This is a genomic window from Arthrobacter pascens, from assembly GCF_030815585.1.
Lineage (GTDB): Bacteria > Actinomycetota > Actinomycetes > Actinomycetales > Micrococcaceae > Arthrobacter > Arthrobacter pascens_A.
In genome coordinates, this window is sequence record NZ_JAUSWY010000001.1 from 830,270 (window position 1) to 853,316 (window position 23,047).

Consider the following 23,047-nt stretch of genomic DNA (forward strand, 5'->3'; position numbering starts at 1 on the left):
GGACGAGTTGGAAGATGTTCGAAGGGAAAGCCCATGCACCGCAAAGCCGTCCGTTACGTCACCCGAACCACCACCGCAGCTGCAGGCGCCGTTGCCACCGCAGCCACGTCAGTCGCGGCTGCCGCCTTGGCAGCGTCCATCATCCTCAGCCCGGTGGCGGATGCTTCCGCCCGCATGGACGGAGTGAGCGAGGACCTGCTGCGCGCGGTGCAGCTCAACCAGATCACGGAGGAACAGGCCGTGAAATTCGAGGCCCGGCTGGCTGGCCGGATCCTTGGGGAGGCCTGATGCTCGGCGGCATTTCCGCGGAGTTTCAGGGCTTTTCCAGGCGTTGAGGTCCCGATTCGATTCTTCGGCAGAAGTTCTGTAAAGTTGTCTTGCCCGCGGTTACTGGAAGCGGAACGGCCCGGAAACGGACGTTCTGAAGACTGCAGCCGGGGGTGACTTCTTGTGAAGTTCGGCAGATTACCCGAGCGGCCAAAGGGGGCTGACTGTAAATCAGCTGGCAACGCCTACGGGGGTTCGAATCCCTCATCTGCCACCCAAGGAAAAGCCTCCGGAACCTGATGGTTCCGGAGGCTTTTTTGTGCCCTGGGGTGCTCTGGGCCGCGCGGCCAATCAGTTCAGCGCGATCAGCAGCATCTGGTTTGTGCCCGGGATGCACGTCTGCAGGATAGCCCTCGGGAATCCGCCGAAGACTGCGATCACGTCGTTGGTGGTGCCGGGATTGGGCACCTGCCCCCTGGCCGTGGCCGTGTACGTTCCGTAGCCGGGGATGCTGATGGTCTCGCCCAGCCCGATGCCGGAGAAGCGCGCCCAGCCGCCGCAGAAGTCGTGCTCCGTGATGAAGAGCGAGTATCCGTCGTTGGGCGTGTAGTGGATGGGTCCGATGCAGCTGTCCACCAGCGCCTGGCCACCCGCCCCTGCCACGTAGATGGTCCGGACCGCCGGAGCCGCCGGAACGAATGCCGGCGCCGGTGCCGCCTGAACGTATGCCGGGGCCGGGGCCGCCGCTGGTGCGGGGGCCGGTGCGGGTGCAGGCATTGGGACGGCGGGACCGGACAGCTTCAGTGTCTGCCCGGGGACAATGATGCTGTAGCCGCCCAGTCCGTTGGCCGCCAGCATGGTGTTCAGGTCCACACCAAACCGGGCCGCAATCGCGCCCACGGTTTCGCCGGGCACCACGGTATAGAGGTTCGGGTCACCGGCCGGCGCAGCCGGGGGAGGTTCCGGAGCGGGAGGCGCCTCGGCCGGTGCTGCAGCAACGGGGGCTGCAACTGCTTCTGCCGGCGCCGTTGCTTCCTGCTGGACAGTGCCTGGCAAACCCAGGCTTGGCGACCCCGTGCCTGCGCCACCGTCAGCCTCTTCAAAGGGAGCAACAGCCAAAGGCCGGGCGACGCCCACAACCGGTGCGGACGCCGTCGGAGTTTCGGCGGCAGACGGGCGGGAGGGGGCTGCCAAAGCACCAACACCGATCGCGGCTACCACGGCGGCGGCCGCCATTCCCGCCCACAGTTTTTTACTGACCTGCTGGCGGCCTGGGGCGAGATCGGCCCTGGGGACATCGGTTTCGAAGTTCCGGCGAGGTGGTTCCGAAATTTTAACGTTCAGCTGGCTCATGGGTGGCCCATCGAGATTCGGTCCCGGCAACCCAGAAGCAGGTGCTGCAGGACGGATCGAGGTGTGATGCGCTGCGGGGATCCGGTCAGCGACCGGAACCGCGCAACGCATGATGGGATGCGCCCGTACACCCAGAAAGCACGGAAGCTCCGCTATGAGCAGCATCACCCCCCAGCTGGGGATCCGCCAACGATTTTGTTCTTGCCTTACGAGTTTCGAGTCTAGGAAGTCCGGAGGGGCGCGGCACGAGTAGGGATTACCCGAATATTCCCGCGGCATACTCGGGCAGGAGGGGGCCTCTACTCAAATTATTGGCGGTGACTACTTGCGGCAGTGTCCGCTTCACCTAGAGGCCGCGACGGTCCTTGAGCTCTGCGATCTCACGCCGCAGGTCAGCAATCTCTGTCACCAGCTGACCCAGTTCAGCGCGTAAGGGTTCTTCGGCGGACTCGGCGGCAGCTTCGGTGGATTCCTCGACGCGCTGGACGAGCCATGAGGCGATGGAGGCCGTGACCACACCCAGGACGGCGATTCCGCTCATCATGAGCGCCGCGGCAACCAGTCGGCCGGCGGCCGTCACCGGGTACATGTCGCCGTAGCCCACGGTGGTGATGGTGGTGATGGCCCACCAGGCGGCGTCGCCGAAGGTCAGGATCTTGGCCTCAGGCGCGGACTGCTCAACGTCCAGGACGGCCAGGGCGCCGACAAAAACCAACAGCGCGGCGGCTCCGGCCACATATGTCACTACCCGGCCGCGCAGGGTTTCGCCCACAGTGCGGTGCAGCACTGACAGCAAAGTCACCAGCCGCAGCAGCCGGAGGGGGCGGAAGAACGGGAGTGCCACGATCAGGAGCTCGTGCAGGTTCCACAGGAACCAGTGCCGGCGGTCCTTGGCCAGCCAGAGGTTGGCAGCGTAGTCGACGGCAAAGACGCCCCAGGTGAGCCACAGAACGGCCTCGAGCAAGTCGGCGCCGCTGCCCTCAACGCGGCCGATCACCTGCCACGCGTATGCCGCCAGGAAGACCAGTGCTGTCCCCATCAGCGGCCACTCGGCAAGGTCCCGGTAGCGTTGTTGCGTCATGGGGGAATCCTACGCGGGTGGTCCGGTCCCGTAACTCACGGCTTGCCCCTAAGTTACTGATGGGTAACATTGTGGGATGCACTTGCTTCTGCGAACCCTCCTGATGCTGTTCACGTCCTCCCGCCGCTCGGCGCTGACCATCTGGGATACCTCGTCCCTTCCCTTGCGGGTCCTGCCGACTGACATCGACATCGCCATGCACGTCAACAACGGCATGTACTTTTCGCTGATGGACCTGGGCCGGTTCGACCTGATGGTGCGCAGCGGCGTGTGGAAGAGAATGCGCCAGCGGGACTGGAGCCCGGTGGCCGCCGGGGAGACCATAGCCTTCCGCAAGTCCCTGCAGCTGTGGCAGCAGTACACCATCGAGTCCAGGATCATCGGGCTGGACGCCAAAGCGATCTACTTTGAGCAGCGCATGGTGGCGGACGGCGAGATCTACGCCCGTGCCTACATCGCCACCCGACTGGTGAGCAAGGGCAGGCCTGTCAGCCAGGAGGAGATCCTGGACGAATTCGGCCAGCCGCCCGCGGACCTGGAACTCCCGGAGTGGATCCACGAATGGCGCGAGGAAAACGCCCTGCCCGGCAGCCGCACGCCGGCCCCCCACCTGTGGGGAACAAAGGTCCAGGCGAAGGGCTAAGCCCCCACGTCGCGGCGGTTCAGCACTGCCGCCCCCAGCACAATCAAGGCCGCAGAGATGCCCCACAGCCAGCCGGCCGCCGCCCAGTGGGACATGCGGCCTCCTGTGCTTCGTCCGGCGTCTGATGAAGCCAAGGATAGGCTTGGCGACGCGCACTGTACACGCTAACCGCGGATATTCCCGATGACGCGCGAAGCGAACAGACCGGCCTTGGCCGCGACATCCCCGGCGCCCTCGCGTACCGTGGAACCATGGCTACCGTTAACATCACAGGTGAACAGTTCGCATCGACCATCGAGGGCAACGACATCGTCCTGGTGGACTTCTGGGCCGAATGGTGTGGTCCCTGCAAGCAGTTTGGGCCCACGTACAGCGCTGTCTCCGAGAAGCACACGGACGTCCTGTTCGCGAAGGTGGACACCGAGGCCGAGCAGCAGCTCGCAGCCGAGGCAGGAATTACCTCCATCCCCACGCTGATGGCCTTCCGCGAAAAGGTGCTGGTCTTCTCCCAGCCTGGCGCGCTGAATGCCCAGCAACTGGAACAGGTGGTGGACGCCGTCAAGGCACTGGACATGGAGGAAGTGCACGCCCACGTGGCCCGCTCACAGGCCGAATCCGAGGCCGCGTCCGCAAGCACGAACAAGGCAAGCACTAGCGCCGGCCCGCAGGACGGCTCCCAGATCCCCGACCTCTAAGACTTCCAGCAGCAGCAACGCGGGGCCTCTCACTGAGAGGCCCCGCGTTGTTTTGGGCGGAAGGGCTAGAGGCGTTCCAGCTGGACGGGTTCGGCCAGCAGGGCGCTCAGGGATTCGTTCAGGTCCTGGACGGCGGTGCCTTTGGAATGCTTGTCCAAGTCCTCCTCGGACGCCCACTGTTCCGTCAGGACCAGCTTCTCCTCGGTGGCCTCGGTCAGTTCGTAGCGGATGCAGCCGGGCTCGTTCACCACGTCATCGATGGCGATTTCCAAGGCGAGCTTCACACGGAAAAACTCGCCCTCGTTGGGGATGAACGTTGCCTGCAGGTCGATGGGTGCACTCATGCAATTCACAATACCGGCCGCTGCCCGGGGGACCCGTCCTGTTGAGGCCGGACACTCCACTGTTGCGCTTCTTTTGGGAAGGTCCTGTTGGTAGCGTTCCATCATGCGCGCTTATACAGCCGGGGACACTGACGTCCCGCTGCTCGAGGAAACCATCGGCCGGAACTTTGAGCAGGTGGTGGCCAGATTTCCCTTCCACGACGCGCTGATTGAGGCCGCTGCGGTTCCGGGCGCTGACGCCCGCCGCTGGAGCTACACCAAGATGAACGACGACGTCGACCGGCTCGCGCGTGCGCTTCTGGCCTTGGGTGTGGCCAAAGGGGACAGGGTGGGCATCTGGAGCCCCAACTGCGCCGAATGGACGCTCCTGCAGTACGCCACGGCGAAGGCCGGTGCGATCATGGTGAACGTAAATCCGGCGTACCGCAGCCACGAACTTGAGTTTGTGGTGAGGCAGAACGGCATGCGGATGCTGGTGACGGCCCCGTCAGACCGGAGCAGCGACTACGTGGGAATGGCGCGCCAGGCACTCGCTGGCTGCCCGGACCTGCGTGAGCTGGTTTTCCTGCCGGATTCCGGCGTGGAAGGGCTCGACGCCGGAATCCCCCTCAGTGACGCCGAGCTGACCTACGCCGAGCTGCTCAAGCGGGCTGACGACGTCGGACATTCCGGCCTGAAGGCCCGGATGGCGGAGCTGGATCCGCACGATCCCATCAACCTTCAGTACACCTCGGGAACCACGGGATTTCCCAAAGGCGCAACGCTGACGCACCACAACATCCTGAACAACGGCCACGCAATCGGTGAGCTGCTGGGCTACACCGAACACGACCGGGTGGTGATTCCGGTGCCGTTCTACCACTGCTTCGGCATGGTGATCGGCAACCTGAACGCGCTCAGCCACGGTGCCGCCACCATCATCCCCGGCCGCGGCTTCACTCCGGCCGCGGCGCTCGAAGCGGTCCAGGATTTCGGCGGAACGTCACTGTACGGGGTTCCCACCATGTTCATCGCCGAGCTCGCCCTCCCTGACTTCGCCTCCTACGATCTGTCCACGCTCCGGACCGGAGTCATGGCGGGGTCGCTCTGCCCCATCGAGGTGATGAACCGCGTCATTTCAGACATGAACATGAAAGATGTGGCCATCTGCTACGGCATGACCGAAACGTCGCCAGTGTCCACCATGACGCGCGCCGGGGACACGCTCCAGCAGCGCACCGAGACCGTGGGCCGGACCATGCCGCGGCTGGAAAGCCAGATCGTGGACCCCGGCTCCGGCGAGGTGCTGGAACGCGGGCAGATCGGTGAGCTGTGCACCCGGGGCTACGCCGTCATGAAGGAGTACTGGGACCAGCCTGACAAAACCGCCGAGGCCATCGACAATGAGGGCTGGATGCACACTGGGGACCTCGCCCGCATGGACGACGACGGGTACGTGGTGATCGAGGGCCGGATCAAGGACGTGGTGATCCGCGGGGGCGAAAACATCTATCCCCGCGAAATCGAGGAGTTCCTGTACACCCACCCGTCCATCCAGGATGTCCAGGTGATCGGCGTTCCGGACGCCAAATACGGCGAGGAACTGGTGGCCTGCATCATCCTCAAGCCGGAGGCAGATCCCCTGGACGCCGGCGCCGTCGCCGACTTCTGCCGGGGACGCCTGGCCCACTACAAGATCCCGCGTTATGTCGATATCCGTGACAGCTTCCCCATGACGGTGTCCGGGAAGGTCCGCAAAGTGGAGATGCGCGAGGAAGCGGTGGCCCGGCTGGGGCTGTGATCGCCGGCCGCGACCGATTCGTTGGCGAACACAACCTCGACAAGATCGCCCTGCCGCGCGCGGATCTTCGGTCCCGGGGATCCCTAGTCCGGCTGAGCCACTATGTCGAACCGGGCTTCGCCCTCGCAAATCGAGGTGATCCTGATGGTGTAGCCGGCGTAGCTGATTTCATCGCCCAGTTCCTTGGCATTGAATTCTTCATTCGGAAACTTCGGCGAGTGTCCTACGATGCTGACCAGGGCCGGGGTCGCTGTGGCGTCCATGGTGATGACCGAAAAGCCGGGCGCTGTGGTTCCGTCCGTCGGCGCTGGGAGGTGGGGATCCGGGTAGGGAATGCTCATCCGGATGAGGTACGCCCCCCGCTCCGTGCAGGATGAGGTCATGGTGGTGGTCTCCTTGGTGTGAGGTTGGGGTGAGGTGGCTGTAGCAGCACATGAGGTGATGCAGAGGACTGATGCCAGGATGCCTGCCAGGCTGAGGGAGTGCCTTTTCATCGGCTGCCGATCACCGCGCCTTGGGTCACGTACTTTTCGTAGTCGGCTTTGGTAATGGTCACGTCGTTTTTCAGCTCGCCCCACGGATTTCCCAGCAACAGGTTGCCGTCGCCGTCAACGCCCTTCACGAAGTACACGTGCGCGCCATAGAGGCCCGCTGGCCGTTCGGTGTCTTTCGGATCGGGGACGTTGGTGGAGATCACCATAGTTTTGCCATCCTGCGCCGCGTCCCACGTCGCGTCGGTACCGGCCATGATCTCGGCTGGTTTTCCTGAGAGATAGGGAGCCAATTTGTCCGGAAATTCGCGTTCGAGCACACGGTAGTCGCCGGCGTGGAAGCCGTCGGAATCGTCGTCGTAGACCTGCGCCATGGCCTTTTCGAAGTAGCCCGGCCAGTTGGCGGCAGCGGGATCATCCATCCGGCCGCCGCCGTTGGCTCCAAAGTAGTTGCCGTCTCGGGAGGGAAGATCGCTGGTCACGGTCACCCAGTTCTCATTGCCGTCCTTGTCGTAAAGCTTGACGGAGACGGTGCCGTTGCCGTTGTCCCGGAGGTGGTCCTGTACATAGCCTGGATCCGCCTGGGCAAGTGAAGCCAGGGTCGCAAGGGTTCCGCAATCACCGTAGTCCTGCTGGTGCACGTCCCGGTACGAGGGGCTGCCGCCCAGACCGCCGGCGGGCTCGCTGAATCCGACGCCGTCCTTGCCCGTATCCGGTTGCGCCCACGGAAAGAGCTCCTTGATCCGCGCAGCCTCTTCCGGGGAGGCCTTGGCCAGCAACTCGTTCAACAGCCCCTGGCGCTCGAAGGGAGTGGTGCCCTCAAAATCAAAGACGCCCCTGCCTTCGGTGGCGGCCCCGCCGGCCAGAGCCCGCAACTGCTCATCCGAGAGGGCCTTCAGGAACTGGTCAAGTTGGGCGGGAGTCAGATTCGCCAGGGCATCCCGGAGCTCCCTTACGTCGTTGTCGTTGCCGGTCCAGAAATCGCCGGAGTCGGCCACATCGTCCGCCAACCGGGCCAGTTCCTTGATTTGGTCCGGAGTGAGGTCGGTTCCCTGCGATGGGGACGTCCCGTGCCGGCTGGCGCCGCCAACAACGCCGCCGGTTCCCGATCCAGTGCTGGCCTTCTCCTGCTCGTCAGCATTGGCGCTGGCAATCCTGCCGGCGGCTGCCAGCCCTTGGATGACGTGTTCGAGAAGAACACGATGCCGCGTATCCCAGTCCGTCCGGAACCTGTTCGCATCGGAGCCTTTCCAGGCAGCGGAAGCCTGGACGTGACCAGACAACAAATTCTTCGCGGACGCCATCTTGGCTGAGGCGTCGTTCAACGCCTTGCCGAGCGCCCGAAGCTGGACGACATCCGCTCCATAGATCCCTGCCATGGTTCCCCCCAGTTTTTATCGCATAGCTTCTACAGCGTAGGGCATGAGGGTAAAACCGCGGATGGGGAGAACTGCTCGGTCTTCCAGGGGTCTGACGTTCGAGAGCCTAGTTGGTGTTCCGGCTGATGGTCCGGACTCCAACCACCAGTCCGACGGCGGCGCTTACCGCCGCGGCGAGGAGCCCCAGGAGCGTGTCCGTCCCGACGTTGCCGGCGAAGAGTTCGCGTTCGGCGTTAACCAGGTAGGTCAGCGGGTTGAACCAGCTTGCCGTCTTCATCCAGTCCGGACCGGCCTCGATGGGAAGCATAATGCCGGAGAGGATCATCAGCGGAAAGAGGAGAGTCTGCTGCACCCCCCAGAAGATCCATTCCTTGTTCTGCGACACCAGGGCCAGGGCGTAGGAGAGCGCACCGAGCCCGATGCCGAAGATTCCCAGGATGACCAGCCCGAACAGCACGTGCAGCGGATAGAAGACAAAGCCGAAGGGGATGCACACCACCGAGATGAGCAGTCCCTGCACCACCAGCGGCGCCCATTCCTTCAGCGCGCGCCCGATCATCAGCGACGAGCGGGACAAAGGGGTGGCCAGGATCCGCTCGTAGGAACCGGTCATCAGCTCATACTGCAGGTTGGAGCCGGTCATGGAGGTTCCGAAGAGGGCAATCATGACTACGACGCCGGGCAGGAACCACTGGAGCGTGGACTGGCCGCCGAATGCAGGCGCACCCACAGCGGAGCCAAGCAATGGCCCGAACAGGCCAAGGAAAACGAGCGGCTGGAGCAGCGAGAATATCAGCGAAAACGGGTCCCGCAACGGCAGCAGCATCTCCCGCCAGAACACGTGCCGGGTGTCATTGAGGACCTGGCCAAGGCCCGGCTTCTTGAGGACCTCCGGAGTAGCCTGGACAGCCATCAGACTTCAGCTCCTTCGCGCAGGTTGCGGCCGGTCAGCTCAAGGAACACATCGTCCAGGGTGGGAGGCTTCAGCTCCAGGGACTGGGCGGGAGCGCCGGCGTCGTTCATCTGTTTCAGCAGCCCGGGCGCCAGCCGGGCGCCGTGGGTGAGCCGGAGGCGGAACCGGACCACGCCGTCGTAGGCGTTCTCCTGCAGTTCGCCACCCGCGGCGGCGCGGCCCAACAGCCCGCGCACGTCCGGGGCGGAGTCCGCCGCCACTTCCACGGCCAGCAGATCACCGGCCAGGTTTGCCTTGAGCCGGGCCGCGGTATCGTCCGCGATGATCTGTCCGTGGTCGATGACGATCACCCGCTCGGACATGGAGTCAGCCTCGTCCATGTAGTGAGTGGTCAGGACGATGGTGGTTCCGTGCTCGGCCCGCATCCGCATGATGTGTTCCCAGAGGTTGGCCCGGTTCTGCGGATCCATGCCGGTGGACGGCTCGTCGAGGAACAGCAGCCGCGGCGAGTGCATGAGTCCCAGGGCAACGTCCATCCTGCGCCGCTGCCCTCCTGACAGCTTGATGACCGTGCGCTTGGCGAGGTCCGTGAGATCCAGGGACTTCATGAGCTCCTGCGCCCGGGCGGTGGAGTCCGTGGTGTTCATCCCGTAGAAGCGGCCCTGCATGACCAGTTCGTCGATCACCCGGTAGCTGTGTCCGCCGCCGTTGCCCTGGCCGATGTACCCGATCCGTGCCCGCACCCCGGCCGGGTCCGAGGAGACGCCCACCCCGGCCACAGTGGCGGTGCCGGAGGTGGGCTTGAGCAGGGTGGTCAGCATCCGGAGGGTGGTGGACTTTCCCGCGCCGTTCGGGCCAAGGAAGGCCACCAGCTCGCCGGGGGCAACATCGATGTTGACCGCCTTGACGGCCTCAACGGTTTCCTTCTTGACGGTGAAGTTCTTGCTCAGCTTGTCCGTGTGGATCATGGGTGACTCCAGAGGGTGCGGGGATGCCGGGGCTCTGGTACGGGCTCCATGGGCGCCACGCTATACCCATCGGCAGGGCGCGTCCACGCCTCGGGCGCAGTTCCAAGGGGGGCGGCTTAGTGGCCGCGGTGGTCCTGGATGGTCATCCGCGGCCCGAACGTGGGTTTACGGAAACCACTCAGTCCGAGCATGCGGACCACGCGCTGCCGGTGGCCCTTCCACGGTTCCAGCAGGGCCAGCATTCCGGCGTCGTCCGTCCGGCGTCCGGTCAGGGCCGCCCCCACATAGGCGGCCAGGTGATAGTCGCCCACCGCGATGGAGTCCGGGCAGCCGTGGGTCCGCTGCACCACTTCGGCTGCAGTCCATATGCCGATGCCGGGAATGGTCTGCATCTTGGCTGCCGCGTCCGCCGCTGGCAACGCCGCCAGCCGTTCAAGCGCGACGGCGGAACGCAGTGCCCGCATGACGGTGGCCGAACGCTGTGGGCCCACCCCGGCCTTGTGCCACTCCCAGGAGGGGATACGCAGCCACTGCTCAGGCGTGGGCTGGACCAGCAGGCCGGCGGGAGCGGACAACCCGGCAGCAGGGGCGGGTGAACCGAAGCGGTACATCAGGTACCGGTAGCCGCGGCGGGCTTCGATGACCGTGACCTTCTGCTCAAGGATGGTGGGCACCAGCGAATCAACCACGCGCCCGGTGGACGGCAGGCGCACGGCGGGGTTCCGGCGTCGGGCGTCCCGGACCATCCGGGGGAGCGTGGCATGGAAGCCCGCCTCGTCAAAGGCGGACCAGTCGTCCCTGGCCCCCAGCAGGGCCGGCACGTCGGCCAGGGCCGCAGCGGAGCCGGGACCCCATGCCTGCACATCGATGTGCGGCTCGCCGGGGTCACTGCAAGCGCCGCTTTCGCTGCCACCGGAGCTGCCGGCCGGGCCGGCAAGGCGCAGGGTTACCGGACCGTCCGCCGTCGTAAAAGCCGTCCACAGCCCGTCCGGCCGTAGGGAAAAGGACGGATCCCCGTTGCCCCGCAGCAGGACGCCAAGGGTCTGGTGCAGGCTGTAGGGCCCGCCGGGATGCCACCGCAGGGACGCGTCCGCGGCGGCTGCGAGCCGGGCCGGGGCATCTGCGATGGTCATGCAATCATCGTCCCACGCGTGGCTGACAAAACCGCCCAGGGAGGTCTCGGCGGCAGCTTTCCAGCAGCCCTTAACCGGCGCCGTGCGAAGGACTAGACTCCCAGATGTGGCGCGGGTCCGCCGCGCTTTCCCTTCGAGCAGTCAGGTGAATGCAATGGGTGGAGTGGTGCATTTTGAAATCCCCGCGGATAACCAGGAGCGCGCGAGGAACTTCTACAAGGAGGCCCTTGGCTGGAGGATCGACCCCATGCCGGAGATGAACTACAACGTGGTCATCACCACCCCGATGGACGAACAGACCGGCCGGCCCACCGAGCCAGGGGCCATCAACGGCGGGATGATGGCCCGCGAAGGCGACCTGAAAACCCCGGTCATCACGGTGGACGTGGAGGACATCGATGCCACGCTGAAGACGGTCGAGCAGCTCGGCGGATCGGTGGTCATGCCCAAGGACGCCATCCCCGGCATGGGCTACTACGCCTACTTCAAGGACACTGAGGGCAACATCATGGGGCTCTGGGAGAACCTCCCGGCGGGACAGGCCACGGGCCAGGGTGCCGGCGAGGGCGCTGCGGAGGGCATGGGCGGCTGAGGAGACGGTAACTTTGTACCTATGAAGTACGCCCAGTCCATCCTGGACCTCATCGGCAATACCCCGCTCATCAAGCTCAACCACGTAACGGACGGCATTAAGGCCACGGTCCTGGTCAAGCTGGAGTACCTGAATCCCGGCGGTTCCATCAAGGACCGCATTGCGGCCAAGATGATTGAGGAAGCCGAACGGGACGGCAAGCTCCTCCCGGGCGGAACCATCGTGGAGCCTACGTCCGGAAACACCGGCGTGGGACTGGCCCTGGTTGCCCAGCAAAAGGGCTACAAATGCATTTTCGTGGTGCCGGACAAGGTGGGCGAGGACAAGCGCGCCGTCCTTCAGGCCTATGGTGCCGAGGTGGTGGTGACGCCCAGCGCCGTCACCCCGGACAGCCCGCAGAGCTACTACAGCGTTTCGGACCGGATCGTCACCGAAACGCCCGGCGCCTACAAGCCAGACCAGTTCTCCAACCCGGCCGCCCCCGGAAGCCACTACGAGTCCACCGGGCCGGAGATCTGGCACGACACCGACGGCCGGGTCACGCACTGCGTGATCGGCGCCGGAACGGGGGGGACCATCACGGGCACCGGGCGGTACCTCAAGGAGGTTTCCGCTGACCGTCCGGAGTCCGACGGCGGCCGGGTCAGGATCATCGGGGCGGACCCCGCGGGCTCGGTCTACTCCGGCGGCACGGGGCGCCCGTATTTCGTGGAGGGCGTGGGCGAGGACATGTGGCCTGCGAACTACGACAAGTCGGTTCCGGACGAGGTCATCGCCGTCAGCGACGGCGATTCGTTCGCCATGACCCGGCGCCTGGCCCGCGAGGAGGGACTGCTGGTGGGCGGCTCATCCGGCATGGCCGTGGTGGCCGCGCTGCAAACTGCCCGCGACCTCCCCGAAAGCGCTGTCGTGGTGGTCATCCTGCCCGACTCCGGCCGCGGCTACCTGGCCAAGATCTTCAACGACCAGTGGATGCGCTCCTACGGTTTCCTCTCCGGCGGCGAGGAAACGTCAGTGGGTGAGGTGATTAAGTCCAAGACCGGCGAACTGCCCGATCTGGTGCACATCCACCCGAACGAGACCGTCCGTGACGTCATCAACATCATGACCGAATTCGGCGTCAGCCACATCCCGGTCCTCTCCCAGGAACCTCCCGTGGTGATGGGCGAGGTCCTGGGCGCCGTGGATGAACGCACCCTGACGTCAAAGCTGTTCCGCGGCGAGGCCAAGCTGACGGACAAGATCTCCGAGCACATGGGGCCGAAACTGCCCGTGATCGGATCGCTGGAAACCATCTCGGCGGCCCGTGAGCTGCTCTCCGACGTTGACACCGTGATGGTGACGTTCGTCGGCGCCCCGGTGGGCATCCTGACCCGCCACGACCTCCTCGCGTACCTCAGCAACTGAACTGCTTCCCCGCTGATAGCGTCAAACTGCTTCACCACTGAACAGGAGCACCATGTCTGTCTCTGAACACCAAGGTTTCAACACCCGCGCCGTCCACGCCGGCCAGGCCTTCGAGCCCCGCACCGGCGCCGTGGTCCCGCCCGTGCACTTCAGCTCCACCTACGCCCAGGATGGCATCGGCGGGCTCCGCGACGGCTATGAGTACGGCCGCGGCACCAATCCCACGCGTGACGCCCTGCAGGAACAGCTCGCGGCCCTGGAAGGCGGAACCCACGCGTTTTCCTTCAGCTCGGGGCTGGCCGCGGAGGACTCCCTTATCCGCGCCCTGACCCGTCCGGGCGATCACATTGTGCTCGGCAACGACGCCTACGGCGGAACCTACCGGCTGATCAACGGCGTGCTGGGCGAGTGGGGGATCGGCAACACCCCGGTGGACATGTCCGACCTCGACGCTGTGCGCAAAACGGTGGCAGCCAACAAGACCCGCTTCGTCTGGGTGGAAACCCCCTCCAACCCCTTGATGAAGATCACCGATATGGAGGCGCTCGCCACGGTGGCGCACGACGCGGGGGCCCTCCTGGTGGTCGATAACACCTTTGCGTCCCCCTACCTGCAGAATCCGCTCGCCTTCGGTGCCGACGTTGTGGTCCACTCCACCACCAAGTACATCGGCGGGCACTCCGATGTGGTGGGCGGTGCCCTGGTGGTGAAGGACGCCGGGCTCGCGGAAAAGATCGGCTTTGTGCAGTTCGCCGTGGGCGCGGTGTCCGGCCCCATGGACGCGTTCCTCACCACCCGTGGCCTGAAGACCCTGGGCGTGCGCATGGACCGGCACAGCGACAACGCGCAGGCCGTGGCCGAATGGCTCCTGGAACGCCCGGAGGTGGAGGCAGTGCACTATCCGGGGCTGGTGGGCAGCCCCGGGCACGAGCTGGCGAAGAAGCAGATGAAGAGGTTCGGCGGCATGGTTTCTGTCCAGTTCAAGGGCGGCGAGGCGGCGGCCCGCAAGGTGGCCGAGTCCACGTCGGTGTTCACTTTGGCGGAATCCCTGGGCGGCATCGAGTCGCTGATGAATTACCCCTCGGAAATGACCCATGCCTCGGTCAAGGGCACGGAGCTGGCTGTTCCCGTGAACCTGATCCGGTTGTCCTGCGGTATCGAGGACGTCGAGGACCTCATCGCGGACCTCGAGCACGCCTTCACGTTCATCCAGTGACCGCGTCCTCCCCGGCAGTGGCGTCCGTAACCACCCGCGGTTGGATCGCGACGGCGGCGGGTGCTGCCGCCGTCGTGATAGCCCTGGTGGTCCTGTACTCCTCCTACATCCCCCTGATGAACGACTTCGAGGTCTACTACTACGGCGGCAGCCGGGTACTCCAGACGGGGGAGACCGGCGTGAACGAGCTGTACGCGCCCCGCGATGGCCTGCCGTTCACCTACCCGCCGTTCGCGGCACTCATGTTCGCCGGGCTTGCCCTGCTGCCCGTCGGCACCAGCGGCCTGATTTTCATCACGACGGCGCTCGCCGGGGCCGCCGTGGTGGCCGCCTGGCTGGCCCGGCACTACTTCGGGCACCGTGGCTGGGCGGAGTCCTTCGCCGACTGGCGGTTCCGGGCCGTGGCACTCGCAGGAACCGCGGCCATCCTGCTGCTGGGCCCGTGGCGGGATACCTTCGACTTCGGGCAGATCAACATCATCCTGATGGGACTGGTCCTGGCCGACTTCGCGCTCCATGGAAAGGACCGGGCGGGGGAGATCCGCTGGCCTGCCGGGTTGCTGATTGGCATCGCGGCCTCGATCAAGCTCACTCCGCTGGCTTTCGGCCTCTACTTCCTGGTGCGGCGGGACTTCAAGGCGCTCGGCTGGATGGCGGGAGGGTTCTTCGGTTCCATCGCCCTGGCCTGGGCCGTGCTTCCCAACGCCTCGCTGACCTTCTGGACCAAGATCCTCCCGGACACCGGCCGGATCGGCGGTCCCGCGTACTTGGACAACCTGTCCGTCAAGGGACTTCTCCTGCACGTGGGCCTGCCGGATTCGGGCCTGACCAGTGTGCTCTGGCTGGTGCTGTCCCTGGCGCTGGCGGCAGTGGCGGCGCTGGTGATCAAGTGGGCCGTGACGGCCGACGAAAACTTCGTGGCGGTTTCCGCCACCGCTGTGCTGATGCTGCTGATCAGCCCCGTTTCCTGGTCCCACCACTGGGTGTGGATTGCGGTGGCGCTGCCGTCCATGGCCTTCGCCATGCACCGGGTGCCCTCCCGGAGCGGGAAAATGAGGCTGGCAGGCTGGATCATCGTGGCGGTCTCGGCGGTGGCCTTTTGCCTCACGCCCAAATACCTTGCCATGATGGCCGGCGCCCAGGAATGGGGCAAGGATCCGCAAACCCAGTGGCAGCTGATGGTCACCAGCCTGGGCGTGCTGTGTGGCGTGGCGCTCCTGGTCTACTGGGCTTTGGCATACAGGCCGTCCCGCTCAGCCCTGCGGCAGGGATCACCATCTCCCTCCGATGACGTGACACGTCGTGGCAATGCAGCCGGGACGCCGCTTCACGGGAGACGGCTCCGGTGACGGCAACGTAGGAAATATCCGGGAATACTTCAGGTGCATATGTAGTATGTGGCTACGGCTGTTCGCCGTTCCACAGGTATGCCATTCCGCCGTTGTGTTCAGACGGCGGAGCACGGCCACCCACAGCAAGCACCCATGGGGGACAACGGATGGCACAGCGTGACCTGGACTTACCGGCCGTGGGCACGCAGCCAACCGCCCGCCCCGCCGTCACCGCGCCCCACGGCACTCCCGTGGTACCAACGGCTGTCTTCCGGCTGTGGAGGATGGTGGCCCTGTGGCTGCCGGCAATTGCGGTCGCAGTCCCTGTCTGGTTCCTGCTGTCCGCCTGGAACAAGCAGGGCATCGACTTCAGTGTCTACTGGCATGGCGGAAAGATCCTGAACGAAGCCGGCTGGTCGGCGTCAGCCCTTTACGGCCCCTCCGTGGAGTGGGCGGGCGGACCCGGCCTGCCGTTCACGTATCCGCCGTTCGCGGCGCTGGTGTTCAGCCTCCTGGCACGGCTCCCGGAGGTCTCCGCCCTGCAACTGTTCAACGCGGCGGGCGTGGCTGTGGCCGTCTGGCTGTCCGCGCTGGCCGTCCGCTACTGGAACTCCAAGGCGGACTGGCGCACGGCGTTCGAGACACCCCGCAGCCGCTGGATCGCTGCGGCTGCGCTCCTGGCCATGCTGACCCTTGGCCCCTGGCGCGAAACCCTTGCCTTCGGCCAGATCAACATCCTCCTGATGGGCCTCATGGCGGCGGACCTCCTGTCCCGGAACCACCGCTGGCACCGGAGCATGCCGGGCAGTGGCTTCCTGGTGGGCGTCGCCGCCGGCATCAAACTCACGCCCCTGGTATTCGGCCTGTACTACCTGGTCCGGAAGGACTGGCGCGGATTGATGAATATGGGCGCGGGATTTGCGGCGACTGTCGTCGTGGGCTGGCTGCTGCGCCCCGCTGAGTCGCTTCAGTTCTGGTTTGAAATCCTGCCCGATACGTCGCGCATCGGCGGGGCGGGATATGTGGACAACCTTTCCATCAAGGGTGCGCTCCTGCACTTCGGTGTTCCCGCGTCCTCGGTGACGGTGCCGTGGCTGATCCTGAGCCTGCTGGCGGTGGCATTGGCAGCAGGAGTCATCAGGCTGGCCAGCGACCAGGGCTCGCGGGCGGTGGCGGTGTCCGCCACGGCGCTGGCCATGCTCCTGATCAGCCCTGTGTCCTGGTCCCACCACTGGGTCTGGGTTGCGGCCGTCCTGCCCGCTTTCGCCTGGACGCTGCGTGAGACTCCGGACCGGAACCGGTTGCTGCGATCCGCGATGACCTCGGTGCTGCTGCTGTCGGTTCTGGTGTTCGTCTTCTCACCGAAATCAATCGGGATGGCGTTCGACGCCGAAGACCTGGACATCCAGACGCCCGGGCTGTGGATCATGGCATCCAGCGCCGGAGCCTTCTGCGCGGGAGCCATCCTGCTGTGCTGGTTGGCGGCCCTCCGCCGCGGCGCATTGGCGAGTGCGGAGCCTGACGTCGAGGCACCTGACACCGGGAAGCTTCGCGCCGCCGAGACGGACCCCCTGGACGCGGCCCCAACTAGGTAGCAATTAACGTCGTGAAACCGTCGTTTGAGTGCGTTAAATGCGAGCTAGTTGGGCTGGGACGGGGCTTAGCGGAACGCGCCGATGCCGGTGATGTGCTTGCCCAGCACCAGGGTATGGACCTCATCGGTGCCCTCATACGTGCGCACCGATTCCAGGTTGGCGGCATGCCGCAGCGGCGAATAGTCCAGCGTGATGCCGTTCCCGCCCAGGATGGAACGGGCTTCCCGCGCGATGGCGATGGCCTCGCGCACGTTGTTCAGCTTGCCCAGTGAGATCTGCTCCGGCTGCAGTTTTCGGGCGCCCTTCAGGCGTCCCAGGTGGATGGCCAGCATGGTGCCCTTCTGGATCTCCAGGAGCATGTTGACCAGCTTCTCCTGCGTCAGCTGGTAACCGGCCAGCGGTTTGCCGAACTGGAGCCGGTCCTGTGAGTAGTTCAGGGCTGCCTGGTACGAATCGCGCGCGGCCCCCATCGCACCCCAGGCAATGCCATAGCGCGCCTCGTTCAGGCAGGTAAACGGGCCACGCAGGCCGCGGGCGCCCGGGAGAAGGGCCTCCGGTCCCAGCCGGACGGCGTCGAACACCACATCGCACTGGATGGAGGCACGCATCGACAGCTTCTGAGCGATGGGCGTGGCCCTGACACCCGGGGTTCCGGCCGGCACCAGGAAACCGCGGACGCCATCATCGGTCCTGGCCCACACCACCATGACACCGGCCACGGAGGCGAACCCGATCCAGCGTTTGGCACCATCCAGCACCCAGCCGGCGTCGTCTCCGGGCCCGTCCCTGCGGGCAAAGGTGCTTATGGAGGACGGATCCGAGCCCGCAGTGGGTTCGGTCAGGGCGAAGCAGCCGATCAGCTCGCCGGCTGCCATCCGGGGAAGCCACTCCTGCCTCTGCTCCTCAGATCCCCACTTGTGGATGGCGGTCATGGCGAGGGAGCCCTGCACCGAGACAAACGTCCTGATCCCGGAGTCTCCGGCCTCCAGTTCCATCGCCGCCAGGCCGTATTCGACGGCGGAGCGGCCGGGACAGCCGTAACCCTCCAGATGCATCCCCAGTACGCCGAGCTCGCCCAGCTCCGGAACAACCTCCAGGGGAAAGACGGCGTCCTCATACCAGCGTGCGATCCCCGGTTTGATCCGCTGTTCCGTGAAATCGCGGATCCGCTCCCGTACCGCAAGCTCGTTGGCGGTCAGCAGGGAATCCAGGGCCAGGACGTCGGAGGGATCCGATCCGTCGGAAACCCCGGGCACATCGGCAGCCTCGCTCATGTGGGCATCCTAAGGGTTGGCGGTGCGGCTGGTGCTGGGGGTGCTGGGCCGCCTCGCCACGAAGTACCCGCGCGTTGACGGCAGGAACCGGCAGACAACAGCGAGCACGACGCCGAGGGCCAGGAGCACCACGCCGCTCACGAATGCCCCGCCGACGCCGAAGATCTGGGTGTCACCGTAGGCCGGATCCCACATCTGCACGGCCGAGATAAAGAAGGCCGCGGTCAGCATCAGTGCGCCGAGGAGGGGCAGGATGCCGCGGAACCAGAGATTCCGGGCGGAACCGCGCAGGGTGCCGCGGAAATACCAGAAGCAGGCGAAGCCCGTGAGCGCGTAGTAGAACGCAATGAACAGGCTAATGGAGCTGATGGAATCGGAGAGCAGGTTCTCGCTGAGGAAGCTCATGGCCACGTAGTAGGCCACAGCCGCGGCGCCCATCACCTGGGTGGAGAAGCCCGGTGTCTGGTTCCTGGTATGGACTTCGCCGAACTTCGGCGGCAAGGCACCGTGGACCCCCATGGACAGCGTGCCGCGTGCGGTCGGGAGGATGGTGGTCTGCGTGGACGACAGCACCGAGGCCAGAACGGCTACCACAATCAGCCAGCCCCAGGGGCCAAGGACAACGTCTTTCATGGCCAGGAAGACGTCGGCCTGGTTGGCCTCGTTGCCGAGGCCTATTCCCTCCGTGCCCACCGTTGCGTACATCATCACCAGGAGTGCCACCGAGACGTAGATGGCCACCAGGACAAAGGCGGAGATGACGGCGCCGCGGCCCGGGGTGGTGGTGGGGTTTTCGGTTTCCTCGTTCACCGCCAGGCACGTATCCCAGCCCCAGTAGATGAATAGGGCCAGGAGCGCCCCGTGCACCACAGCGCCCGGATCAGCAAAGGCGCCGGCTGGATTGAACCACTCCAGGTCGAAGGCCTGGCCTTCCGGTGCCCCGCCCGCGATTCTGATGATGATGGCCAGTGCGAAGATCCCCAGGGCGATGTACTGCACATATGTCAGCACGCGTTGGACATGCTCGCCCAGCCGGATGCCGCGATAGTTCACCAGGGTCATAAAGGCGATGAACACCACGCCCGTGGCCGTGACCACCACCTTGTTCTCCGCCAACGAACCGTCCCCGATGAGGAGCCACAAGTACTGTCCTGCTATCTGGGCCAGGTTGGCGAGCACCACGATTCCGGCCAGGGCAACACCCCAGCCCCCCAGCCAGCCGGCCCACGGCCCGAAGGCCCGCCTTGACCAGATGAAGGTGGTGCCGCAGTCCGGCATGGCGCTGTTGAGTTCCCGGAACGCATAAGCGATGAACAGGACGGGAATGAATCCCAGCAATAGGATCAGGGGAGTGTAGTTTCCGTTCACCGCCACAATCAGGCCCAGGGTGGCGGCCAGGGAATATACAGGGGCCGTGGAAGCGAGCCCCAGCATGACGGAGTCGCCGAGATCCAGGATGCCGGCGCGGAGACCTTTGGCGGGAACGGTGCTTCCGGACGGCCCCCCGGGGCCGCCGCCCGCCGTCGTCGTCTCTGTGCTCATAGTGTCACCGTGGTCGTAAGGGTTACCGGGCTCATAGTGCGATACCTGCTTTGCTGGAGTGGGCCTGCGCCGAAAGCGGAGCCGGGGCGTCGATGGTGTTGGGCACAAAACGGCAGAAGTAGTCGGTGATGGGCCCGTCCGATTCCCGGATCCCGCAGCCCACCGACTCGCCGTCCACCACCCAGAGGCCCAGAACCGGGTGGTTGCCGTCAAAATCGGGCAGCGAATGGAACTGCTGGTAGCACCAGCCCTCACGCCCGTAGCCGCCTGGCTGTTCCAGGCTGATGCCCTGGGCGTGGATCTTGATGTTGTCGCCCTCGCGCCCGTGGAGCGGCTTGGCCACCCATTCCTTCAGCGGGCCGGGCTCGTTCAGGTAGGCCGGCAAGAGGTTGGGATGGTCCGGGTAGAGGTGCCACAGGGCCGCGAGGAGCGCCTTGTTGGAGAGCAGCATCTTCCAGGCCGGCTCCACCCAGCGCGGATTGTGGGCCCGCTGCAGCAGCCGGTGCCCGAACGGCTCCTTCATCATCAGCTCCCATGGGTACAGCTTGAACATGGTGCTGATCATGAAGTTGTCCAGGTCAACAAAGCGGTTCAGGTTGGGGTCCCAGCCGATGTCCGACATGTTGATCCCGATGGTGGTCCAGCCTGCCTGGCTCGCCACATCGCGCATGTAGGCGGCAGTCATCCAGTCCTCGCCGGATTCCTCGGCTTCGGAATGAGCAATGTGGAGGGTGCTCATGCCGGTGCGGTACTGCATTTTCTTCCATTGCCGGATCAGTGCCTCGTGGATGCCGTTCCACTGGTCCTTTTCCGGAAAGACGTCCTGCAGCCAGAACCATTGCGCCACCGCCGCCTCGATCAGCCCGGTGGGGGTGTCGGCGTTGTACTCCAGCATCTTGGCGGGGCCGCCCTGGCCGTCATACACAAAGTCGAACCGGCCGTAGACGTCCATGTCCCCGGCCTGAAGTGAATCCGCTGCCAGCTCCATGGCCTGGGGGCCGATGCCGATGTTTCCCATCGCGCCGGTGGCCAGGAACTTTGCCGCTTCCAGGCACATCTTGTGCATGTCCTCGGCTGTCACTTCGAGGGCCTCCACCTCGTCCATGGTGAATTCGTAGTAGGCGGCTTCATGCCAGTATTCGATTTTCCGGCCATCGGGCATGGTGGTGGTGGAAAAGACCAGGCCCTGCTCTTCGATTTTCTGCTTCCAGTCCGGCCTGGGCTCCGATAACAACCGCTTCACCCTAGCCCCCCGTGCTTCCGCCGCCTTTGGAGCTGCTGCCAAAGCCGCCCCGGCTGACGGTGCCGCCCTTGGTGCTGTAGCCGGTGGAGGCCTTGGCCCCGCTGGGGATCGTGGAGGTGTAGCTGGGGTAGGCGGAACGGTTCTGGCCTACGGCCGGGACGCTTGAGCCGCGGGAGTAGAAGTACCACGCGAACAGGGCGCCGCTGCGCCCGGCCGAGCTGTTGCACTGGGTGTCGTCCACGCGCTCGCCGGTTTCGTCGTTGAAACACACCTGGGCGTAATCGGCCTCGTCCTGGTTGCTGGCCACTACGGCGGTGATGGTGCCAGCGAGGAGCGCCGTGACGCCCAGGCCCACCACCACGGTGCGCCGCTGTGAACGCTTCTTGCGCGCGGCGGCCTCATTGACCTCGCGCTCGCGGTCCTTGGCGAAGGGGTCCACCACCGCAGGCGGCTGATTCAGGAGCTCTGGATGCAGTTCCGGCTTGGGCACCTGCCATGGCGGAGGCTTCGGTGCATCCGGTGGCGTAGTGCCATCGTCATTGGTACCGGGACCCTGCTGGCTGTCACTGGCGGCGTTCTGACCGTCGCCGTCACGGCGCTTTTTCGGATCGTGTTCAGGATCCCGGGTCGGATCCATGGCGTCCCCCCTCGGTAGTCCATGCTCGGTAGTTCATACGGCGATGTGGGCGCGGCCGCGCCGGAATCCCAATCCTAAAATCAGCGTAGCCCCTGCCCGGTCCGGCTGCGAGCAGAAACGGGCGAGAGGCGCCATCTGCGGTTACCAGCCCGTACATGTACCGGGGAACCTACACTTGAGCCATGGAAACCGCATCTGTGCTTGCCGTCTGCCGCGTTCACCAGCTCCTGCCCGACGAAGGCAACGTGGGAGTGACGGCCATCGACAAGCGGCCGGTTGAGGGGCCGATCAAGGTCCACAAGCTGGGCGTCCACGGTGATGTTCAGGCGAGCCGGATCGACCATGGCGGTGAAGACCAGGCGATCTACGCCTATTCCCAGGCCGATGCCGAGTACTGGGCCAATGAGCTTCAGCGCGACCTTCCGCCGGGGATCTTCGGCGAGAATCTCCGGGTGTCCGGTATCGAGACGACCGGTGCCGTTATCGGGGAGCGCTGGAAGATCGGGCTCGACGTCGAAGTGGAAGTCACCTCGCCGCGCACGCCATGCGCCGCTTTCCAGCGCCGGATGGGGGAGCCGCGGTGGGTCAAGCGCTTCACCGATGCGGGGCGGGTGGGTGCCTACCTCCGGGTGGTCCGCACCGGGACCATCCAGGCCGGCGACCACGTGCACCGCTTGTTCGTTCCCAAACACGGCATCACCGTGGGCCAGTGGTTCAGCGAGCCAGACCTTGAATCCATGGAAGCCCTGCGGGACGCCGACGCCGACGGTGAGATCCGCCTCCAGCAGCCAGAATTCGACGAGAAGTTTGAGTCGCTGCTACGCCGAATGGGCCGATAGCAGCGCACTGCACCAGCACGGAACGGTAGGGATGTGCGCAAGCTCACCGCCGGCGTCGGCCCTTCGATTACGCCTGGGCAGATCTTTGCCCTACACTTGAAACATCCCCCACTCCGGAAATCCCTTATTCTTGCCCAATTTTTGAGGCAGGACTGGCAAGTGTTGGGGCCCGACAATGTGATTGCGGGCATTTTCATAGGGAGAGCCGGCTAAAGAAAACGCTGTACAGACTGCTGGGATAGCAGCCAAGAGATGCAGCGGGAAGTCCTGCCACGGGATTGCGAAAGCGCCGGGCTTCTAGTGACCGGCCGGTCAACGTATGCC

The 23,047-nt window shown here is 65.3% G+C and carries 22 protein-coding genes and 1 tRNA gene; 11 read left to right on the plus strand and 12 right to left on the minus strand.

All coding sequences use genetic code 11. The features are described 5' to 3' along the window. The first annotated feature begins 33 nt into the window (after nucleotides 1–33). Complete coding sequence (locus tag QFZ30_RS03900) at nucleotides 34–288, plus strand: hypothetical protein (RefSeq protein WP_307073676.1); 255 nt, start codon at nucleotides 34–36, stop codon at nucleotides 286–288. 171 nt (nucleotides 289–459) lie between these two features. Next, a tRNA-Tyr gene (locus tag QFZ30_RS03905) sits at nucleotides 460–541 on the plus strand. 77 nt (nucleotides 542–618) lie between these two features. Here QFZ30_RS03905 and QFZ30_RS03910 read toward each other — a convergent pair. Continuing rightward, nucleotides 619–1,620, minus strand: coding sequence for a LysM peptidoglycan-binding domain-containing protein (locus QFZ30_RS03910; protein ID WP_307073678.1), 1,002 nt, complete (start codon nucleotides 1,618–1,620; stop codon nucleotides 619–621). A gap of 346 nt (nucleotides 1,621–1,966) precedes the next feature. Further along, nucleotides 1,967–2,701 (minus strand): potassium channel family protein, encoded by a 735-nt coding sequence (locus QFZ30_RS03915; RefSeq protein ID WP_307073680.1) that lies wholly within the window; start codon nucleotides 2,699–2,701, stop codon nucleotides 1,967–1,969. A gap of 76 nt (nucleotides 2,702–2,777) precedes the next feature. Between QFZ30_RS03915 and QFZ30_RS03920 the strand changes: the two genes are divergently transcribed. Both QFZ30_RS03920 and QFZ30_RS03925 read left to right on the plus strand, forming a co-directional pair. Further along, on the plus strand, nucleotides 2,778–3,344 hold the full coding sequence (locus QFZ30_RS03920) for an acyl-CoA thioesterase (RefSeq protein WP_307073682.1): 567 nt from the start codon (nucleotides 2,778–2,780) through the stop codon (nucleotides 3,342–3,344). 251 nt (nucleotides 3,345–3,595) lie between these two features. After that, nucleotides 3,596–4,039 carry a thioredoxin family protein gene (locus QFZ30_RS03925; RefSeq protein ID WP_307073684.1) on the plus strand — a complete coding sequence of 148 codons (444 nt, stop codon included), beginning with the start codon at nucleotides 3,596–3,598 and terminating at the stop codon, nucleotides 4,037–4,039. A 65-nt stretch (nucleotides 4,040–4,104) separates the two neighbouring features. Here QFZ30_RS03925 and QFZ30_RS03930 read toward each other — a convergent pair whose 3' ends face one another. Then, nucleotides 4,105–4,383 carry a putative quinol monooxygenase gene (locus QFZ30_RS03930; protein ID WP_307073686.1) on the minus strand — a complete coding sequence of 93 codons (279 nt, stop codon included), beginning with the start codon at nucleotides 4,381–4,383 and terminating at the stop codon, nucleotides 4,105–4,107. A gap of 103 nt (nucleotides 4,384–4,486) precedes the next feature. Here QFZ30_RS03930 and QFZ30_RS03935 point away from each other — a divergent pair, with 103 nt between their 5' ends. Continuing rightward, complete coding sequence (locus tag QFZ30_RS03935; RefSeq protein WP_307073687.1) at nucleotides 4,487–6,163, plus strand: AMP-binding protein; 1,677 nt, start codon at nucleotides 4,487–4,489, stop codon at nucleotides 6,161–6,163. Between the two features lie 83 nt (nucleotides 6,164–6,246). Here the strand turns inward: QFZ30_RS03935 and QFZ30_RS03940 are convergent, their stop codons facing one another. The 5 genes from QFZ30_RS03940 to QFZ30_RS03960 form a co-directional block, all read right to left on the minus strand. After that, entirely contained in the window at nucleotides 6,247–6,546 is a 300-nt protein-coding gene (locus QFZ30_RS03940; RefSeq protein ID WP_307073689.1) for a hypothetical protein, read from the minus strand. 107 nt (nucleotides 6,547–6,653) lie between these two features. After that, nucleotides 6,654–8,033, minus strand: coding sequence for a hypothetical protein (locus QFZ30_RS03945; RefSeq protein ID WP_307073690.1), 1,380 nt, complete (start codon nucleotides 8,031–8,033; stop codon nucleotides 6,654–6,656). Nucleotides 8,034–8,139: 106 nt separating this feature from the next. Continuing rightward, nucleotides 8,140–8,946: an ABC transporter permease gene (locus QFZ30_RS03950; protein ID WP_307073692.1), complete on the minus strand. Its 807-nt coding sequence runs from the start codon at nucleotides 8,944–8,946 to the stop codon at nucleotides 8,140–8,142. Then, the gene (locus QFZ30_RS03955) at nucleotides 8,946–9,914 is read right to left on the minus strand and encodes an ATP-binding cassette domain-containing protein (RefSeq protein ID WP_307073694.1); all 969 of its coding nucleotides are present in this window, start codon (nucleotides 9,912–9,914) and stop codon (nucleotides 8,946–8,948) included. The genes QFZ30_RS03950 and QFZ30_RS03955 overlap by 1 nt, the downstream gene beginning before the upstream one ends. A gap of 116 nt (nucleotides 9,915–10,030) precedes the next feature. Beyond that, nucleotides 10,031–11,047, minus strand: coding sequence for a DNA-3-methyladenine glycosylase family protein (locus QFZ30_RS03960; protein WP_307073696.1), 1,017 nt, complete (start codon nucleotides 11,045–11,047; stop codon nucleotides 10,031–10,033). 154 nt (nucleotides 11,048–11,201) lie between these two features. On the opposite strand from QFZ30_RS03960, the gene QFZ30_RS03965 reads away from it, so the two are divergent. The 5 genes from QFZ30_RS03965 to QFZ30_RS03985 all read left to right on the plus strand — a co-directional run bounded on the left by QFZ30_RS03965 (nucleotide 11,202) and on the right by QFZ30_RS03985 (nucleotide 17,188). Next, nucleotides 11,202–11,639, plus strand: coding sequence for a VOC family protein (locus tag QFZ30_RS03965; RefSeq protein ID WP_307080034.1), 438 nt, complete (start codon nucleotides 11,202–11,204; stop codon nucleotides 11,637–11,639). Nucleotides 11,640–11,660: 21 nt separating this feature from the next. Next, nucleotides 11,661–13,046, plus strand: coding sequence for a cystathionine beta-synthase (locus tag QFZ30_RS03970; protein ID WP_307073698.1), 1,386 nt, complete (start codon nucleotides 11,661–11,663; stop codon nucleotides 13,044–13,046). A gap of 52 nt (nucleotides 13,047–13,098) precedes the next feature. Then, nucleotides 13,099–14,262, plus strand: coding sequence for a cystathionine gamma-synthase (locus QFZ30_RS03975; RefSeq protein WP_307073700.1), 1,164 nt, complete (start codon nucleotides 13,099–13,101; stop codon nucleotides 14,260–14,262). Then, the gene (locus tag QFZ30_RS03980; RefSeq protein WP_307073702.1) at nucleotides 14,259–15,611 is read left to right on the plus strand and encodes a glycosyltransferase 87 family protein; all 1,353 of its coding nucleotides are present in this window, start codon (nucleotides 14,259–14,261) and stop codon (nucleotides 15,609–15,611) included. The genes QFZ30_RS03975 and QFZ30_RS03980 overlap by 4 nt, the downstream gene beginning before the upstream one ends. Before the next feature lie 149 nt (nucleotides 15,612–15,760). After that, on the plus strand, nucleotides 15,761–17,188 hold the full coding sequence (locus QFZ30_RS03985) for a glycosyltransferase 87 family protein (protein WP_307073704.1): 1,428 nt from the start codon (nucleotides 15,761–15,763) through the stop codon (nucleotides 17,186–17,188). 65 nt (nucleotides 17,189–17,253) lie between these two features. Here the strand turns inward: QFZ30_RS03985 and QFZ30_RS03990 are convergent, their stop codons facing one another. From QFZ30_RS03990 to QFZ30_RS04005, 4 genes are read right to left on the minus strand one after another with little or no spacing between them, the layout of a single operon-like run. Then, nucleotides 17,254–18,462, minus strand: a complete 1,209-nt coding sequence (locus tag QFZ30_RS03990) for an acyl-CoA dehydrogenase family protein (protein ID WP_307073706.1) — start codon at nucleotides 18,460–18,462, stop codon at nucleotides 17,254–17,256. Between the two features lie 9 nt (nucleotides 18,463–18,471). After that, on the minus strand, nucleotides 18,472–20,004 hold the full coding sequence (locus QFZ30_RS03995; RefSeq protein WP_307073708.1) for an APC family permease: 1,533 nt from the start codon (nucleotides 20,002–20,004) through the stop codon (nucleotides 18,472–18,474). 31 nt (nucleotides 20,005–20,035) lie between these two features. Further along, complete coding sequence (locus tag QFZ30_RS04000) at nucleotides 20,036–21,247, minus strand: glutathionylspermidine synthase family protein (RefSeq protein WP_307073710.1); 1,212 nt, start codon at nucleotides 21,245–21,247, stop codon at nucleotides 20,036–20,038. A 1-nt stretch (nucleotide 21,248) separates the two neighbouring features. Next, entirely contained in the window at nucleotides 21,249–21,884 is a 636-nt protein-coding gene (locus QFZ30_RS04005; protein WP_307073712.1) for a Tat pathway signal protein, read from the minus strand. A gap of 182 nt (nucleotides 21,885–22,066) precedes the next feature. On the opposite strand from QFZ30_RS04005, the gene QFZ30_RS04010 reads away from it, so the two are divergent. After that, nucleotides 22,067–22,723 (plus strand): MOSC domain-containing protein, encoded by a 657-nt coding sequence (locus QFZ30_RS04010; RefSeq protein ID WP_307073714.1) that lies wholly within the window; start codon nucleotides 22,067–22,069, stop codon nucleotides 22,721–22,723. Nucleotides 22,724–23,047 lie beyond the last annotated feature (324 nt).